Below are 16,454 nucleotides of genomic sequence, written 5' to 3'. Positions count from 1 at the left end.
CAATACAAAGATTAAATCGCGTCTACCTGCATCTATATGCCACACGGCATATTTTCTCGGGAAAGCAGAAATGTGCCGTGCAACCTATAATTTCTTTGTGTGATGCTGATCACACGCCGTGTTTGTTACTCTTTCGTGACAAAGTTTAAGGCCCTCCCCGTTGCGGGAAGGGCCTTAAGTTCTGTGTTTTAGTGAATCGCTCTCACGCGGCTAGGCAGCCGGCTTTGCAGCGATTACTATCGCGTGCCAGCGTCGCGGTCGGTCGAGTCCTTCTCGGCCTCGAGGGTACGCAGCGTCTCGATCTCCTCGTGGTGGTTCTGGCGGGCGATCTCGTTGCGCTTGCGCGTGATCTCCCTGTCATCCGGGGAGAACCAACCAGAGGTCTCGGAGTCAGCGTAACCAAGCTGGTTCAGCTGCTTCGGAACCGGAGCACCAGCGTACTCAAGCGGGATCTGGTGACCGTGCTCGTCCACCGGGCCAAGCGGCTGGTGAACCTCGACGAACGCACCGTTAGGCAGCTTCTTAATCACACCGGTCTCCAGACCGTGCTCCAGGACCTCACGGTCGGAGCGCTGCAGGCCAACGCAGATGCGGTACGTGATGAAGTACGCCAGCGGCGGGAGGATAATCAGACCGATACGGCCCACCCAGGTCATCGCGTTCAGGGAGATCTGGAAGTGGTACGCGAACAAGTCGTTACCACCGGACAGCGTCAGCAGGAGGAAGAAGACCAGACCCATGACGCCGATACCGGTACGAACCGGAACGTCGCGCGGGCGCTGCAGCAGGTTGTGGTGCGCGTCATCGCCCGTGGTGGCCTTCTCAATGAAGGGGTACGACAGCAGAACCACGACCATGGCGCCAGCCAGCAGCGCAACCCAGAACACACCCGGGATCGTGTAGTTGCCCAAGTAGAGCTCCCATGCCGGCATGACACGAGCAGCACCATCTGTCCACAGCATGTAGACGTCCGGCTGGGAACCAGCGGAGACCTGCGACGGGTTGTAGGGGCCCAGGTTCCAGATCGCGTTAATGGTGGTGACACCAGCCATGAGCGCCAGGACACCGAAGACCAGCATGCCGAAGCCAATCGCCTTGATAGCGAAGACCGGAAGGATGCGGATACCCACAACGTTGTTCTCCGTGCGGCCAGGGCCAGGGAACTGCGTGTGCTTTTGGAACCAGACGAGCAGGAGGTGTGCTGCGATCAGAGCGAGGATGATGCCCGGCAGGATCAGCACGTGCAGGATGTAGAAACGGTCCAGCATGAGGTCCGACGGGAAGTCGCCGCCGAAGATTGCCCAGTGCAACCAGGTACCAATGATCGGGAGGCCAACGATGATGGCGGACATAATGCGCAGACCAACACCGGACAGAAGGTCATCCGGGAGGGAGTAACCGAGGAAGCCCTCAGCCATACCCAGGAGGATAAGGACCACACCAATGATCCAGTTGGCTTCACGCGGACGGCGGAACGCACCGGTGAAGAAGATGCGCAGCATGTGGCAGAACATCGCCATCATGAACATGAGCGCAGCCCAGTGGTGCATCTGACGGACGAAGAGACCACCGCGAACATCGAAGGAGATGTCAAGAGCCGTTGCGTACGCACGGGACATCTCCACACCGTTCAGCGGAAGGTACGCACCGTCGTAGATCACCTTCGTGATGGAAGGATCGAAGAACAGTGCCAAGTACACACCGGTCAGAAGCAGGATGATGAAGCTGTACAGCGCCATCTCACCCAGCATGAAGGACCAGTGAGTGGGGAAAACTTTGTTGAGCTGAGGGCGAAGAACGCCCGCAACGGTAAAGCGTGAATCTGCGTTATCGGCGGCTTTAGCCAGCTTTGTGCTCATTAGGACTTACGCTCCCAGAATGCCGGGCCAACGGGCTCGATGAAGTCGCCCTTGGCAATGAGATAACCTTCTTCGTCGACCGTGATCGGCAGCTGCGGCAGAGCGCGTGCAGCCGGACCGAACACGGGGCGCCCGTAAGCCAGTGCGTCAAACTGCGACTGGTGGCACGGGCACAGGATGCGGTTCGTCTGCGCTTCGTACAAAGACGTCGGGCAGCCGATGTGCGTGCAGATCTTCGAGTAGGCGTAGAAGTCGCCGTAGTGGAAGTCCTCTTGACCCTGGCGCTCGGTAGCGCGCGCTGCATCCTGCGAACGTAGGCGGATCAGCATGACAGGGTTACGCGGACCGTGCAGCGAGTGCATGTGCTCCTCGTAGACATCGCGCGTCGGGTCGTACTTGTCGCCGTCGTTGACGTCCTCTTCCAGCAGCGGGAAGATCGTCTCCATCGACGCCGCAGCCAAGTCCTCTGGACGCATACGCACGAGGCGCGACACGCCCTGGGTCGTGTAGTGCTTAGCGCCACGCTCATTCGTGTGAGCCTCAGCAACCGCACCGGTGTCGCGGCCCAGGTAAATCTTCAGGCCCGGGTTGTCGCGAAGCATGGACCAGCCCTGCGTCCACAGGGTGCCGTCGCCGTGGTAGTCCATTGCGTGGCGCGGCTTCCACGGGTTCTTGATCAGACCACCCATCGGGGCAATCAGCATCAGGCCGGCGAAGAGACCCGCGCCGCCGAGAAGGCCCTGCATGGCTTTACGACGACCGAAGGTGGACGTCTCCCACGCGTCGTTCAGCAGTGCGGTCGTGGTGCGGCGGTCCAGCTCCGAGGAGCGACCGTCGTGACGACGCTGAACCGAAATCTCCTCGGGGATGAACTTCTTCACGTACTGGACGATCGCGACACCCAGGGCGATGAAGGCAAGGCCCGACGTCAGACCGAGCAGCGGAGTGTAGAGGGAGAAGATCCACAGGCCCTCATCGCCGTGGAACTTCGGCTGCCATGGCCAGAAGATGTAGATGCCCAGGAATGCGATTCCCGCGAGCAGCGAGATAGCTAGCCAAGTGTTGATTCCAGCAGCAGCGCGCTTTTCCTGCGGATCGTTCTCTAGCGGGAAGCGCTCTTTACGGTATGCAACCGTAACGTCATCGAGCTCGGTACCCAGAGCAGCCAGCTCGGCATTGCTCATCTTGTCCAGCTCGGCGTCAGTGTATGTCTTCTTTACTTCATTACTCATTGACGCGATCCAATCCACATAGCGGCGCAAGCGATCATCGTGACGCCGAAGATCCACATTGCCAAACCTTCAGAAACCGGGCCAAGGCCACCCAGTGCGTAACCGGACGGGCTCGGGGTCTCCTTAGACGACTTGATGAAGGCGATGATGTCCTTCTTCTCTTCCGCAGTCAGCTGGCGGTCAGAGAACTTAGGCATGTTCTGCGGGCCGGTCAGCATCGCCTGGTAGATCTCCTGCTCGTTCGCAGGGTCCAGAACCGGTGCGTACTTACCGGAAGACAGCGCGCCACCACGACCGGTGAAGTTGTGGCAGGATGCGCAGTTCAAACGGAACAGCTCGGAACCACGGGCCACGTCGGCCGGGTCAATCTTGTTGCCGTTGTTCTCGTAGTTCTTACCGCGGAGGTTCTCCATAGCCAAAGTGCCGTCCTCGTTGCGGACCAAGTCCGGGCCACCACCGTTAGCGGCAACGTATGCAGCGAGAGCCAGCGACTGAGCCTCGGTGTAGCGCGGCTTCTTACGCTCCGCCTGAGCATCGTTAGACATCATCGGCATACGGCCAGAGTGAACCTGGAAGTACACGGCACCCTCGCCTGTACCAATCAGGGACGGACCGCGGTCCTTCACACCCTGAAGGTTCGCACCGTGGCAGGTGACACAGGCCTTGTCGTAGAGGGTCTTACCCGTTTGAATCAGCGCTTGGTCATCGCGCTGCGCGGTAGCCACCTGAGCGTCAGGTGTCAGAGCAGTCGCGAGAAGACCGGCACCGGAGAGTGCGAAGAGCAAGGCCAGCGCCCCAGCAAGGGAGCGGCGCATCTTGCGTGCCCTTCGCCCTTTATTCTGCGTTTGTTTCATCTTTTTCCCTTTTGCGAAAATCGGTGCTTACGTCTGATTCCTACTGGACCAGGTACAGCGTGGTGAACACGCCGATCCAGACAACGTCAACGAAGTGCCAGTAGTACGAGGTCACCATTGCGGCAGTTGCCTGCGCCGGGGTGAACTTGGACTTGGCAATGCGCAGCAACACCACAACGAAGGCGATGATGCCGGCAGTGACGTGAGCCATGTGGAAGCCGGTGATGATGTAGAACACCGAGCCGTACACGCTCGACTGGATCGTCACGCCGTGCATGACCATTTCCGTCCACTCGTATGCAACGAGTCCAAGGAAGACCACGCCGAGGCCGATCGTGACAGCGAACCACTTGCGCAGCCCGAACACGTCGCCCTTTTCTGCAGCGAAGACACCAAGCTGCGACGTTACGGAGGAGGTCAGCAGCACGAGGGTAATGATTACGCCGAAGGCAACGTTGAGGTGGGCGGTCTGGCTGTCCCAGTCCCCTGCCGACATACCGTTAGCGCGAGACGTGAAGTACATCGCGAACAAGCCAGCAAAGAACATGAGCTCCTGAGCCAGGAACGCGATCGTGCCCACGCTGACCATGTTTGGCCGGTTGAGCGCGGGAAGACGTTCGTGGCCCGCCCTGAACGCGTCGGCGCCTGGGTTGGGGTTAGAAATTGCAGTCGTCACGCGTATTAGTATCCCGTGTTTTCGGCTGAAAGTCAGCTTGTTTCAGGCCGCGTTTTGCCTGAAAGATCCTTCCACCCCGCATATCACGGCATATGAGGGAAGATTAGTTCCCACATGTGACGCGTTTCACAAAACCGACTATTCCCAGGGGGCTGGTAACGAACTTTTGTTTGACCCCAGACTAGTCAACCAAAAGATTATGGCGAAAGATTAAGGCGAAAGACTACGGCGGAAGACTGCGGCGAAAAGCTCTGGCGAAAATTAACCCGGAAGAGGAAGCCGAAAAACTCCCGCGGATCCGTGCTGCGGGCATGAAAAAAGGCCCCCACCTTTCGGTGTGAGGCCTAGATACTGCGCTAACGTCTAGTGCTTTTCCTTCGGGATTCCGTACTGAAGGTTGAGCATGGTGGTTGCCCAGATCAGAAGGACTGCACCCACGGCCAAGAGCCAGAGCTGCCAGAAGGCGATGCCGAAGGCCATCAGGACAATCGCACCGGTCATGGCCAGCGGCCAGATGGAGCTCGGGGAGAAGAAGCCCAGCACGCCTGCGCCGTCTTCAACTTCGGCCTCTTCCCAGTCCTCAGGCAGAACGTCCGTGCGGGATTCCGTGAAGTGGAGGTAGCCACCCATCATGAAGGAGAACGCAGTAGCCAGGATCAGGCCCACGCCACCGGCCCACTCGTAGCCAAACTGGTATGCGTCATCCGCGACGAAGTTCGTGGCAAATGCGTAGAACACCGCCATGACGATAAGGAACGTGCCGATACCGTAAAAGACTTTAGATCCGATTCCCATGGTGTAAGCCTTACTCTCTTGATTCTTCGATCGGGTTAGTTGGCGAACTCGTTGGTGTCCACGCCGGGGTTACCAGCGCGGGTACCGGTGCGGTCCGAGTTGAACGGGTAAGTCGTGGTTGCGTACGGCGCCTCGCCGATGTGGCGGAGAGCTTCAGAGTTCGGCGCATCCGGGTTGTCGTTGCGGAACTTCATGTACTCGCGGAACTGATCCGGGGTCACCGCGCGAACCTCAAAGTTCATCATCGCGTGGTAGGTACCGCACATTTCAGCACAGCGGCCGACGTACGCGCCCGGCTTCTCAATCCGCTCAATCTGGAAGCGTGGCTCCTGCTGGTTGTTCTCCGGATGAGCGTAGACGTCGCGCTTGAAGAGGAACTCCGGAACCCAGAAGGCGTGGGACACGTCGCTGGATGCGAGGCGGAACTCGATTGGGGTCTCGGTCGGCAGAACCAGAACCGGGATCTCCTCGGTGGAACCCAGGGTCTCAATCTGGTTGTAGTTCAGGTAGGAAACGTCACTCATGGACTTGCCGTGAATCGGGTTCGGGTTCTTCATTCCCTCATCGTCATACTTGGTCTCAGCCATGAGCTTGGTCAGCTCGGTGTCCTCACCGTTGTAGTCGGAGCCCGTCGGGGACAGCTCCGCGGCAACCTGTGCGTAACCGAACTTCCAGTTCCACTGGAAACCGGTCACGTCCACGGTGACCTTCGGGTCCTTGTCCAGGGCAACAACCTTGGTCTGTGCCTGAACGGTGAAGAAGAACAAGCTCATCACGATGACGATCGGGATGATGGTGAGGACCAGCTCCAGCGGGACGTTGTACTGCAGCTGCTTCGGGAATTCACCCTTGCCCTGCTTCTCGCGGCGCTTCCCGTTCCACGCGAAGACCGCGTAGAGGAAGATTGCCCACATGATGATGCCGATAGTCCAGGCTGCGACCCAGACCCACACCCAGAAGTTGTACATCGAGTGTGCTTCCGGGGTCACCGGGTCCGGCCATCCCATGTCCAAGAGTCGCGAGACAGCCGACGGTGCTTCTACCTCACATCCAGCAAGCCCGAAACCGCTGAGGGCTAGTAGCCCAGCGACACCGATCTTCTTGGCCTTATCCACGTGCGTCCGCCTTCCTTACAACAGTTAAAACGCGCACCGAGTATTCCCATACGCTTCCCTGTTAGCTTACTGCCAGCATGAGGGCAGCACACACGAAGCGTGAAAGTTCTCAGCACAGACAGAATAAAACATCGAGCCAGTCTTTTTGGTTATCTGGCCCCTTTAGTCAGAGCTGGCCAGCACACCGACTTCATAATCATCCAATAGTTGGCCCCCTTACGGGGACAGAAAAAGGTGGAGCGCCTGCTGACCACAAATTGCCCGACGTTACACGGCCTTGTCGTGATAGTTCGTCATGATGCTTGCCTATTGTTGTCTGAGAACACGTAACCTATCGTTCTTTATCTACCGGTTGGCGCAATGATTATGCGTTTAATGCCGGCTGGATGAAGCAAAAAGGAGAATGCCCCAATATGTGCGGCCTAGTTGGAATGCTCGCTGCGAACTCCGATGCCCCCTCGTTCGCACCAGCGATTGAGCGTGCGCTTCCCTGCATGCATCACCGTGGGCCGGATGCCGGCGGAACATGGCATGACGCCGACGCGGTCTTTGGTTTTAACCGCCTCGCCATCATCGACATCGAGCACTCGCACCAGCCCTTGATGTGGGACCCCGACACAGCTGAAACCCGCGAAGACGCTGGCGGACAGCAGTCGGGTCCGCAGGCCCGCTACGCAATGACGTTCAACGGGGAGATCTACAACTACGTGGAGCTCCGCGAGGAACTGCAGTCCCTGGGATACACCTTCAACACCTCGGGCGATTCAGAGACGATCGTTGTCGGCTACCACCACTGGGGCGCCGACGTGGTTAATCACCTCCGCGGCATGTTCGCGTTCTGTGTGTGGGATTCCCACACAAAGACGATGTTTGTCGCCCGCGACCAGTTCGGCATCAAGCCGCTGTATTACGCAACCACGGACGCAGGCACGGTTTTCTCTTCGGAGAAGAAGATCATCCTCGAGATGGCTGAGGCACTTCGCTTATCGACGGAGCTGGATAAGCGCGCGATCGAACACTACGTGGACCTGCAGTACGTGCCCGAGCCTGAGTCGCTGCACGCGGGCATCCGTCGCCTCGAGTCGGGCTGTTATGCAGTGCTAAAACCCGGTGAAGAAGTTCGCGCGCAGCGTTACTTCAATCCACAGTTCAACACCACACCCGTTCCCAAGGGAAGCGAAGATGCGCTGTTTACCCGGATTGCTGAGGCCCTAGAAGATTCCGTCGCTAAGCACATGCGCGCGGATGTGACCGTGGGTTCCTTCCTCTCGGGCGGGATTGACTCCACTGCCATTGCGACGTTGGCGAAACGCCACAACCCGAACCTGTTGACGTTCACCACAGGCTTCGAGCGCGAAGGCTACTCAGAGGTGGATGTCGCCGCCGAGTCCGCCGCCGCGATCGGTGTTGAGCACATCGTGAAGATTGTCTCGCCGGAGGAATACGCAAACGCGATCCCCCAGATCATGTGGTACTTGGATGATCCGGTCGCTGATCCCTCGCTCGTGCCACTGTTCTTCGTGGCGCAAGAAGCACGCAAGCACGTCAAGGTGGTGCTCTCCGGTGAGGGCGCGGACGAACTCTTTGGCGGTTACACGATCTACAAAGAGCCACTGTCTCTAGCACCGTTTGAGAAGGTGCCCGCTCCCCTGCTCCGCGGCCTGAACAAGTTGGGCGCGGTTCTGCCCGAGGGCATGAAGGGCAAGTCCCTCCTTGAGCGCGGTACCACGCCGATGGAAGCGCGCTACTACGGCAATGCACGGTCCTTTAACTTTGACCAGATGCGCCGTGTCATCCCGTGGGCAAAGCCCGAATGGGATCACCGCGAGGTGACTGCGCCTATTTACGAGCGGTCCCGCGACATGGATCCGGTGGCGCGGATGCAGCACCTTGACCTGTTCACCTGGATGCGCGGCGACATCCTGGTCAAGGCCGACAAGATCAACATGGCGCACTCGCTTGAACTGCGCGTGCCGTTCTTGGACAAAGAAGTCTTCGCTGTCGCTGAGACCATTCCGTACGACCTGAAAATTGCGCACGGCACGACCAAGTACGCCCTGCGCAAGGCGATGGAAAAGATTGTTCCCCCGCATGTGCTTCACCGTAAGAAGCTGGGCTTCCCCGTGCCCATGCGCCACTGGCTGGCCGGCGACGAGCTCTACGGCTGGGCTCAGGACACCATCACCGAGTCCCAGACCGATGAGATCTTCAACAAACCCGAGGTGCTTCAAATGCTGAAAGAGCACCGCGACGGCGTTTCCGATCACTCACGGCGTCTCTGGACGGTGCTTGCCTTCATGGTGTGGCACGGCATCTTCGTGGAACACCGCATCGACCCCGGGATCGCGCAACGCGATTACCCAGTGAGGCTCTAGTTCCCCCCGATTAGTTGAAGGAGTCGCCGCAGGCGCAGGAACCAGACGCGTTGGGGTTGTCGATGGTGAAGCCCTGCTGCTCAATGGTGTCCGCGAAATCAATCACGGCACCCATGAGGTACGGCACGCTCATCTTGTCCACGACGAGGCGAACGCCGCCGATCACGTCAGCCTTATCGCCGTCAAGATCGCGGTCATCGAAGTACAGCTGGTAACGCAGACCTGCGCAGCCGCCTGGCTGCACAGCGATACGCAGCGACAAGTCGTTGCGACCCTCTTGGTCCAAGAGCGCCTTTGCCTTGGCAGCCGCCGCGTCCGTCAGGTTCACGCCGGTGGTTGAGGCTGGTGCGGTCATGGGTTGATTCCTCCTCTTTTAAGGTTTCTGCTTCCAGTTGTCTTCAACGCATGGACGCTGAAGTTGTTCCATCCTATCCAAAGAACTTTCGGAACTTAGGTTAGCCTTTCATGGCGCATGCCCCCGGGACGTGGCGAGCGGACGCCATTTTGTAGCCTGGAGGGGTGAAACTTCCCTGGAAGAAAGACGAAACTGCTGCGAGCAGCGCGAGCGGCTCCACCAAGGTTGAGCTACCGGAGACCCCGAAGGAAGAAAAGAAACTTCCGAAGGGCTACACCCCGCCCAAGGGCCGGCCGACGCCTAAGCGGCACGACCAAGAGGTCAAGCGCGGCGTTGTGCGCGATAAGAATGCCTTGTCCACTCCGCAGGCTGCCCAAAAGCGCAAGGAGCTTAAAGCGTCCATGAGCAAGGAAGAGTGGAAGCAGTATAAGAAGGACGAACGCGAAAAGCGCCGCGAATACAACCGCGACATCCAAGCCAAGATGGACGCGGGCGATGAACGCTACCTGCTCGCGCGCGACCAGGGCGACGTCCGCCGCTACGTCCGTGACTGGGTGGATTCCCGTAGGTTCTTGTCCAACTTCGTCATGCCAGCAGCGTTTGTTCTGCTGATCCTGATGTTCTTTGGCAGCCGCAACCCCATGCTGGCCAACGCGGTGTCCATCGGCTCGCTGGTGTTCATCATCGCCATGTTCGCTGAAGCCTTCATCATTGGCCGCCGCGCTAATAACGCGGTGCGCAAAAAGTTCCCCTCCACGACGGAAACTGGCTTTAGCCTGGGGATGTATGCCTACTCCCGCGCAACGCAGCCGCGGAACTGGCGCACGCCGAAACCACAGGTAGCTATCGGCGCGACGGTGTAGAACCGCTACTACGCGCGCTCAACGCTCAACCGTGTAAGGAGAGTCCGGCCATGATCGAGTTCCCACCAGTCCCCGCCCCTGATGTCACTGCTGAAGCTCGCTTGAAAGAGTCGCTCGTGTCCAACCCACGGGCGATGTCTTACGGGCGGCTCGCCCAGGTTGCCGCGTGGCTTGCTGGCTGCCAAGGCACCCACATCCCGCAGCGTCTCGCGCGCCCCCGCACGATCGTGTTCGCGGGCGATCACGGCATCGCCTCCCGCGGTGTGTCGGCATTCACGCCGGAGGCGAGCGTGCTTCAGGCCGAGGAAATGGAGGCCGGGTCTGCTCCCGTCAACACCGCCGCACGTATCGCCGGTTCGTCTGTACGGCTGGTCGATGTTTCGCTCAACCGCGAGCCCGAGGACACGCAGGACAAGATCAGCCTTGCCACGCGGCCTTTTGACGTGGATAACGCGATGGATGATGCGGATTTCCTCCGCGCGGCGCAGCTCGGCGTGCGGATCGCGGATCAGGAAATTGATTCCGGTGCGGACTTTTTCATCATTGGCGACCTGGGCGTGGGCAACACCACCGTCGCCGCGGCGGTCATGGCCACCTTCGCCTATACGGAGCCGGTGAAGATCGTGGGCCGCGGCAGCGGGATTAATGACGAGGTCTGGAAGGTCAAGGTGGCAGCAGTACGCGACGCGATGTTCCGCGTGCGCGATGTCCGCAACGACCTCGAGGCGGTGCTCACTGCGATTTCCAGCCCAGATTTCGTGGCGGCCGCCGCATTCATGGCACAGGCCGCTGTGCGTAGCACGCCCATGCTTATCGACGGCGCGTTCACCGCCGTTGCCGCCTACATCGCCGAGCGGCTTGCACCCGGGGCCAAGCAGTGGATGATGGCTGGGCAACTCAGCCCCGAGCCCTGCCACGCCATTGCCGTTCAGGCTTTGGACCTGACGCCCCTAGCAGCGCTAGACATTACGACTGGCCAAGGCGTGGGCGCGCTAACAGTATTCCCGGCAATCACTGCAACGATCGATCTCATCGCCGATGAAATGCGCGTGCAGGAGGCTCATGAGGCCGAAGGACACGCCGAGGTCTCAGGCGACGAACCCGGCTGGGAAGTCGACGACGCCACCTAAACGGACGGCCACCCCGGTGGGTGCTTAGGCAGTCACTAGGGCGTGGATCCATCCATGCTCATCGGCTGCTTCGCCCCGCTGGATCGCAGTAAGCCGCTCACGCATCTTCATCGTGACATCGCCAGCCTTATTGTCGTTGACCGTGAAGTCCAGCTCCTTGCCCACGACGTGGCCCACCGGGGTGATCACGGCAGCGGTGCCGCACGCAAACGATTCGGTCATCGCGCCGGAGGCGACATCATCGCGCCACTGCTCGTAGGAAATCAGGCGCTCCTTGGTCTCATAGCCTAGATCGCGCGCGACCTGAAGCAGGGAATCGCGGGTAATACCCGGCAGCAAGGAGCCCGACAGCTGCGGAGTCACCACGGTCACCTCGCCGCCTTCGGAGCCGTACACGAACATCAGGTTCATACCGCCCATCTCTTCGATGTAGCGGCGCTCAACGGCATCCAACCACACAACCTGGTCGCAGTCTTGTTCTTCTGCTGCTGCCTGCGCAGCCAGGGACGCAGCGTAATTGCCCGCGAACTTCGCGGCACCGGTACCGCCCGGCGCGGCGCGCACGTACTCATCGCTCACCCACACCTTGACGGGTTTCACGCCGCCCTTGAAGTAGGCGCCAGCGGGCGAAGCAATGACGAAGAACGTGTAGGAGTTGGCCGGGTGCACGCCCAAGCCAATCTCCGTGGCAATCATGAACGGGCGGAGGTACAGCGACGCTTCCCCACCGGCCTCCGGCACCCACCGCTGGTCTACGTCTACCAACTGACGCACCGCTTCGATGAACAGATCTTCTGGGATCTCCGGCATGGCTAGTCGGCGCGCGGAGGCCTGCATGCGTTGTGCGTTCTGCTCTGGCCTAAACGCGACGATCGAGCCGTCCGCGTGGCGGTACGCCTTCAGGCCCTCAAAAATGGCTTGGCCGTAGTGGAACACCATCGATGCGGGATCGCACGACAGTGCCTCATACGGGCGTACTTGGGCGTTGTGCCAACCTTTATCCGCCGTCCAGTCAATCGAGACCATGTGGTCAGTGAAGTGGTTGCCGAACTTCGGGTCAGCTAAAACCTCCGCGATCTGCGCATCAGTCGCTGGGTTCGGGTTCGTAGTGACAGTGAAATCAGTGGCGTCCGTCATAGAGATACAGCTTACTCACCGTGGCGGACATTCTCGCCGTCAGGAGCCGCCCGGATATGCACAAGTACCCTTGGCAGCATGAGCTTTCCCACGACTGATTTATTCCCCCGCCGTTCCACCACCCCCACCGTCAACTTTGAGGCCGCCAACGCAACGCAGCGTTTCGCGCAGGTCGCGCGTCTCATCCCCGTTGGTCAGAATGAGGGTCTGGAAATTCCGGTGACCCCCCTCGTCGATAAGGGCGTGCTTGAAGCGCTCACCGCGGTGGGCGCGACGGGCAAGCACGGCGAGATCACGCGCGTTGTGGTCGATTCGACCCTCTACATCGCGTTCGGGCTGGGCATGCTTGACGACGATGGGGAGTCCAACCCCCGCACTGGCTTCAGCGAAACCTCGGTGCGGCGAGCAGTGGCATCCGCCGCGCGATCGCTAAAGGGCGTGGACCACGCGGTGATCGGTGCCGAGCTGGGCGTGCGGCCGATCGTCGAGGGTTTGGTACTCGGCGGGTACGTCTACAACGGCTTCAAGTCCACAGGCGCGGAAGAACTCTCGACGGCAGAGGGCGAGAAACTCGCCGAGGCCGAAGGCATCGAGCCGGCTGTCGACGCCACGGCAAAAGTGACCGTGTTGGGAACCGAGGAGCAGCAGGAGGAATTTGACGCGGCGCTGACGATCGCCCAGGCGACCGGGCTTGCCCGTGACCTAGTGAACACGCCAGCCAATTACCTCTTCCCCGCTTCCTACGCGGATATCGTCGCGGACTTGGGCCGTAGCGCTGGCCTTACCGTCGAGGTCTTGGATGAGAGCGCACTGGCTGAGCAGGGTTTCGGCGGCATCCTCGCGGTCGGCCAAGGTTCCGCCAGGCCGCCGCGGTTGGTGCACCTGTCGTGGGCGCCGGCTGATGCGGAACGGTCCGTGGCCCTCGTGGGCAAGGGCGTCACCTTTGACACCGGTGGGATTTCCATCAAACCGGCCGCCGGGATGGATCAGATGGTGATGGACATGGGCGGATCGGCGGCCGTCTGTGCAGCAGTTCTTGCCGCCGCACAGTTGAACCTGCCCGTGCGCGTGGATGCGTGGATGGCGTTGGCGGAAAACATGCCGTCAGGCAGCGCGCAGCGCCCCGGCGACGTAATCACCCACTACGGCGGCATCACCAGCGAGGTCTTAAACACCGACGCTGAAGGGCGCCTCGTGCTTGCCGACGCGATTGCGCGCGCCAGCGAAGAAAACCCCGATGACCTGATTGAGGTGTCCACCCTTACCGGCGCGCAAATGGTGGCGCTGGGCAAGCGAACATTCGCGGTGATGGGTACAGACGAGCTGCGCGACCGGATTGCTGACACCGCCCGTGAACTCGACGAACCCGCCTGGGCAATGCCGCTTTTAGAAGAGCACGAGGAAGAAATCGCCTCCAAGGTCGCGGACCTACGCAACATCGGCGGCGACCGCTACGGCGGGATGGAATACGCAGGCACCTACCTCTCCCGCTTCGTTGCCGACGGCATCAACTGGGCGCACCTCGACATCGCGAGCCCGGCGTGGAACTCCGGCGCACCGTACGGAATCACCCCAGCCCGCGCGACGGGCGTGCCCGTACGGACCCTGATTGAGGTTCTGCGGGCAGATCCGCGCCCGCAGAGGGCCTAAGTTTTACGTAAATTTCTTTAAGTATTAGGGTCTTCGCCGCGCTCGAACTTGGCGCGGCGTTCCTTTTGCTCTTCGCGTTTGCGCAGGATGCGTTCCTGCTCCATGCGCTTGCGCATCCTGCCGGGGTAGCCGGTTTCTTCCACGTCATACAGAGAGATCCCCAGCAGCTTTGCAACGGCATCAATGCCTTTCGGCCCGCCGATCCGGCGGCGGGTGTACTCCCCGTTTTCGTCGACAAGCACGACCGACATCTCATTAACCACGGTCTCGGGCTCGACGAACCCCTCAACAAAGGCGCGGCCCTGGACCCACTGCTTGAGGTGGGCGGCGTCTTCAGGGCGCAGCGTATCGCCGGGACCTCGCGGCGGCTTGAGCGGCGAGGATTTCTTCCGGGACCCGAAAAGGTTAAACACGGTTGATCATCTTAATGAACGCCCGCAGGAAACTGAATGTTGCTATCTGACAATCTACCGAACGCAACTGGGGTTAAGCGGGTACGCTGGGACGCACGATTGTCCCACAAGATCACAGGAGACCACACACATCATGGCTCACTCAATTGAGATGCCCGAGCTGGGCGAATCAGTCACCGAAGGCACTATCACGACGTGGCTGAAAGAAGTCGGCGACACCGTCGAAGTCGACGAGCCGTTGCTCGAGGTTTCCACCGACAAGGTTGATACGGAGGTTCCATCGCCTGTCGCCGGTGTTCTCCTGGAGATCAAGGCTGAAGAAGATGACACGGTAGAGGTCGGTGAGGTCATCGCCATCGTCGGTGAGGAAGGCGAAGCACCCGCTGGCGGCGACGAAGACTCCGCGGCTGACGCCTCCGAAGAAGTCGACGCTGCGAACACCGACGAGGTCGAGCAGGACGCAGCCGGCACTACCCCGAACCCAGCTGACGCGCCGAAGAAATCCGGCTCTGGTTCCGCCTCCAACACCAAGGGCAGCGGCGAGTCCGTCGATGTTGAAATGCCGGAACTCGGCGAGTCTGTGACCGAGGGCACCATCACCACCTGGCTGAAGGAAGTCGGCGATCTGGTCGAGGTCGACGAGCCGCTGCTGGAGGTCTCCACGGACAAGGTCGACACCGAGATCCCTTCCCCCGTTGAAGGCACGCTGCTGGAGATCCTCGCGGACGAGGACGACACCATTGAGGTCGGTGGCGTGATCTGCCGCATCGGTGACGCTGAGGCTGCCGCCGCTGCGTCCAACGACACTGATGAGGATGACGCTGCTGAGGAACCCGCTGACGAGGCGCCCGCTGACGAGGCGCCCGCTGAGGCAGAGCCGGAGAAGACCGAAGAGAAGCCTGCGCCTGCTGCGACCGAGAGCAAGGCGGAAGCTGCGGCGGCGGACACCAAGGCAGCCGACGACAAGGCAGCCGGCAGCAAGTCGGCCGACAACAAGGTTGAGGTCAACACCGGCAAGGTGCCGTACGTGACCCCGCTGGTGCGCAAGCTCGCCGACAAGCACGGCGTTGAGCTCAGCACAGTAGAGGGCACGGGCGTGGGCGGCCGCATCCGTAAGCAGGACGTCATCGCCGCTGCCGAGGCTAAGAACGCTCCGGCTGGTGCTGCTGACGCCGGTGAGACCGCTGCGGCTGCACCGAAGGTTGACAGCTCTGATCCGAAGTCACGCTGGTCCACCAAGTCCGTTGACCCGGAGAAGGCGTCGCTCATCGGTACCACCGAGAAGGTCAACCGCATCCGCGAGATCACGGCAGCGAAGATGGTCGAGTCCCTGCAGACCACGGCACAGCTCACCCACGTCCAGGAGACGGATGTCACCCGGATCGCGGAGCTGCGGAAGCGCGTCAAGCCGGCGTTCGTCGAGAAGCATGGCGTGAACATCACGTTCCTCGCGTTCTTTGTGAAGGCCGCGGCAGAGGCGCTTGTCTCCCACCCGAACGTCAACGCGTCCTACAACCCTGAGACCAAGGAGATCACCTACCACTCCGACGTCAACATCGGTATCGCAGTGGACACCCCGATGGGTCTGCTCGTTCCGGTGCTGAAGAAGGTTCAGGACATGAACCTGGCGGACATCGCCAAGGGCATCGCGGACCTGGCAGAGCGTGCGCGCACCAAGAAGCTGCGCCCGGACGACCTGTCTGGTGCAACGTTCACCGTGTCCAACATCGGTTCCCAGGGCGCGCTTTTGGACACGCCGATCCTCACGCCGCCGCAGGCGGGCATCCTGGGTACCGCAGCGATTGAGAAGCGCCCGGTCGTTGTCACCAACGACGGCGTGGACTCGATCGCTATCCGCCAGATGTGCTACATCCCGCTGACCTACGACCACCAGCTGGTTGACGGCGCGGATGCAGGCCGTTTTGTCACCACGATCAAGGACCGCATTGACACCGGTGACTTCGAAGGCGACTTGGGCCTCTAGTCCGGGCCCGCATATA

The 16,454-nt window shown here is 60.6% G+C and carries 14 protein-coding genes; 5 read left to right on the top strand and 9 right to left on the bottom strand.

Features of this window, described 5'->3' with window-relative positions; all coding sequences use genetic code 11:
• Nucleotides 1-236 precede the first annotated feature (236 nt).
• The 6 genes from qcrB to ctaC all read right to left on the bottom strand — a co-directional run bounded on the left by qcrB (nt 237) and on the right by ctaC (nt 6,531).
• Entirely contained in the window at nt 237-1,859 is a 1,623-nt protein-coding gene (qcrB, locus tag CAQUA_RS03755; protein ID WP_196824452.1) for a cytochrome bc1 complex cytochrome b subunit, read from the bottom strand.
• On the bottom strand, nt 1,859-3,091 hold the full coding sequence (gene qcrA / locus CAQUA_RS03750) for a cytochrome bc1 complex Rieske iron-sulfur subunit (RefSeq protein WP_196824453.1): 1,233 nt from the start codon (nt 3,089-3,091) through the stop codon (nt 1,859-1,861). The genes qcrB and qcrA overlap by 1 nt, the downstream gene beginning before the upstream one ends.
• Nucleotides 3,088-3,945 carry a cytochrome bc1 complex diheme cytochrome c subunit gene (gene qcrC / locus CAQUA_RS03745; protein WP_196824454.1) on the bottom strand — a complete coding sequence of 286 codons (858 nt, stop codon included), beginning with the start codon at nt 3,943-3,945 and terminating at the stop codon, nt 3,088-3,090. Before qcrC ends, qcrA begins: the two co-directional genes overlap by 4 nt.
• 40 nt (nt 3,946-3,985) lie before the next feature.
• Complete coding sequence (gene ctaE, locus CAQUA_RS03740) at nt 3,986-4,621, bottom strand: aa3-type cytochrome oxidase subunit III (RefSeq protein WP_376993115.1); 636 nt, start codon at nt 4,619-4,621, stop codon at nt 3,986-3,988.
• Between the two features lie 363 nt (nt 4,622-4,984).
• Nucleotides 4,985-5,416 (bottom strand): aa3-type cytochrome oxidase subunit IV, encoded by a 432-nt coding sequence (gene ctaF, locus CAQUA_RS03735; protein WP_196824455.1) that lies wholly within the window; start codon nt 5,414-5,416, stop codon nt 4,985-4,987.
• Between the two features lie 35 nt (nt 5,417-5,451).
• Entirely contained in the window at nt 5,452-6,531 is a 1,080-nt protein-coding gene (gene ctaC / locus CAQUA_RS03730; protein WP_196824456.1) for an aa3-type cytochrome oxidase subunit II, read from the bottom strand.
• Between the two features lie 413 nt (nt 6,532-6,944).
• Here ctaC and asnB point away from each other — a divergent pair, with 413 nt between their 5' ends.
• Nucleotides 6,945-8,906: an asparagine synthase (glutamine-hydrolyzing) gene (gene asnB, locus CAQUA_RS03725; RefSeq protein ID WP_196824457.1), complete on the top strand. Its 1,962-nt coding sequence runs from the start codon at nt 6,945-6,947 to the stop codon at nt 8,904-8,906.
• Nucleotides 8,907-8,916: 10 nt separating this feature from the next.
• On the opposite strand, the gene CAQUA_RS03720 is transcribed toward asnB, so the two are convergent.
• Nucleotides 8,917-9,261, bottom strand: coding sequence for a HesB/IscA family protein (locus CAQUA_RS03720; protein WP_196824458.1), 345 nt, complete (start codon nt 9,259-9,261; stop codon nt 8,917-8,919).
• Nucleotides 9,262-9,425: 164 nt separating this feature from the next.
• Here CAQUA_RS03720 and CAQUA_RS03715 point away from each other — a divergent pair, with 164 nt between their 5' ends.
• Nucleotides 9,426-10,124: a DUF3043 domain-containing protein gene (locus CAQUA_RS03715; RefSeq protein ID WP_196824459.1), complete on the top strand. Its 699-nt coding sequence runs from the start codon at nt 9,426-9,428 to the stop codon at nt 10,122-10,124.
• Between the two features lie 50 nt (nt 10,125-10,174).
• Nucleotides 10,175-11,254 carry a nicotinate-nucleotide--dimethylbenzimidazole phosphoribosyltransferase gene (locus CAQUA_RS03710; protein WP_196824460.1) on the top strand — a complete coding sequence of 360 codons (1,080 nt, stop codon included), beginning with the start codon at nt 10,175-10,177 and terminating at the stop codon, nt 11,252-11,254.
• Nucleotides 11,255-11,278: 24 nt separating this feature from the next.
• Here CAQUA_RS03710 and CAQUA_RS03705 read toward each other — a convergent pair whose 3' ends face one another.
• Nucleotides 11,279-12,391 (bottom strand): branched-chain amino acid aminotransferase, encoded by a 1,113-nt coding sequence (locus CAQUA_RS03705; protein WP_196824461.1) that lies wholly within the window; start codon nt 12,389-12,391, stop codon nt 11,279-11,281.
• Nucleotides 12,392-12,469: 78 nt separating this feature from the next.
• Here CAQUA_RS03705 and CAQUA_RS03700 point away from each other — a divergent pair, with 78 nt between their 5' ends.
• Nucleotides 12,470-14,041 (top strand): leucyl aminopeptidase, encoded by a 1,572-nt coding sequence (locus CAQUA_RS03700; protein ID WP_196824462.1) that lies wholly within the window; start codon nt 12,470-12,472, stop codon nt 14,039-14,041.
• 17 nt (nt 14,042-14,058) lie between these two features.
• On the opposite strand, the gene CAQUA_RS03695 is transcribed toward CAQUA_RS03700, so the two are convergent.
• Nucleotides 14,059-14,454: an oxidoreductase gene (locus tag CAQUA_RS03695; RefSeq protein WP_196824463.1), complete on the bottom strand. Its 396-nt coding sequence runs from the start codon at nt 14,452-14,454 to the stop codon at nt 14,059-14,061.
• Nucleotides 14,455-14,587: 133 nt separating this feature from the next.
• Here CAQUA_RS03695 and sucB point away from each other — a divergent pair, with 133 nt between their 5' ends.
• Nucleotides 14,588-16,438, top strand: a complete 1,851-nt coding sequence (gene sucB / locus CAQUA_RS03690; protein WP_196824464.1) for a 2-oxoglutarate dehydrogenase, E2 component, dihydrolipoamide succinyltransferase — start codon at nt 14,588-14,590, stop codon at nt 16,436-16,438.
• The last annotated feature ends 16 nt before the right edge of the window (nt 16,439-16,454 follow it).

Source organism: Corynebacterium aquatimens, from assembly GCF_030408395.1.
Lineage (GTDB): Bacteria > Actinomycetota > Actinomycetes > Mycobacteriales > Mycobacteriaceae > Corynebacterium > Corynebacterium aquatimens.
Note: the sequence above shows the minus strand (reverse complement) of the source record. Positions and strands in the feature narration are given on the sequence as shown.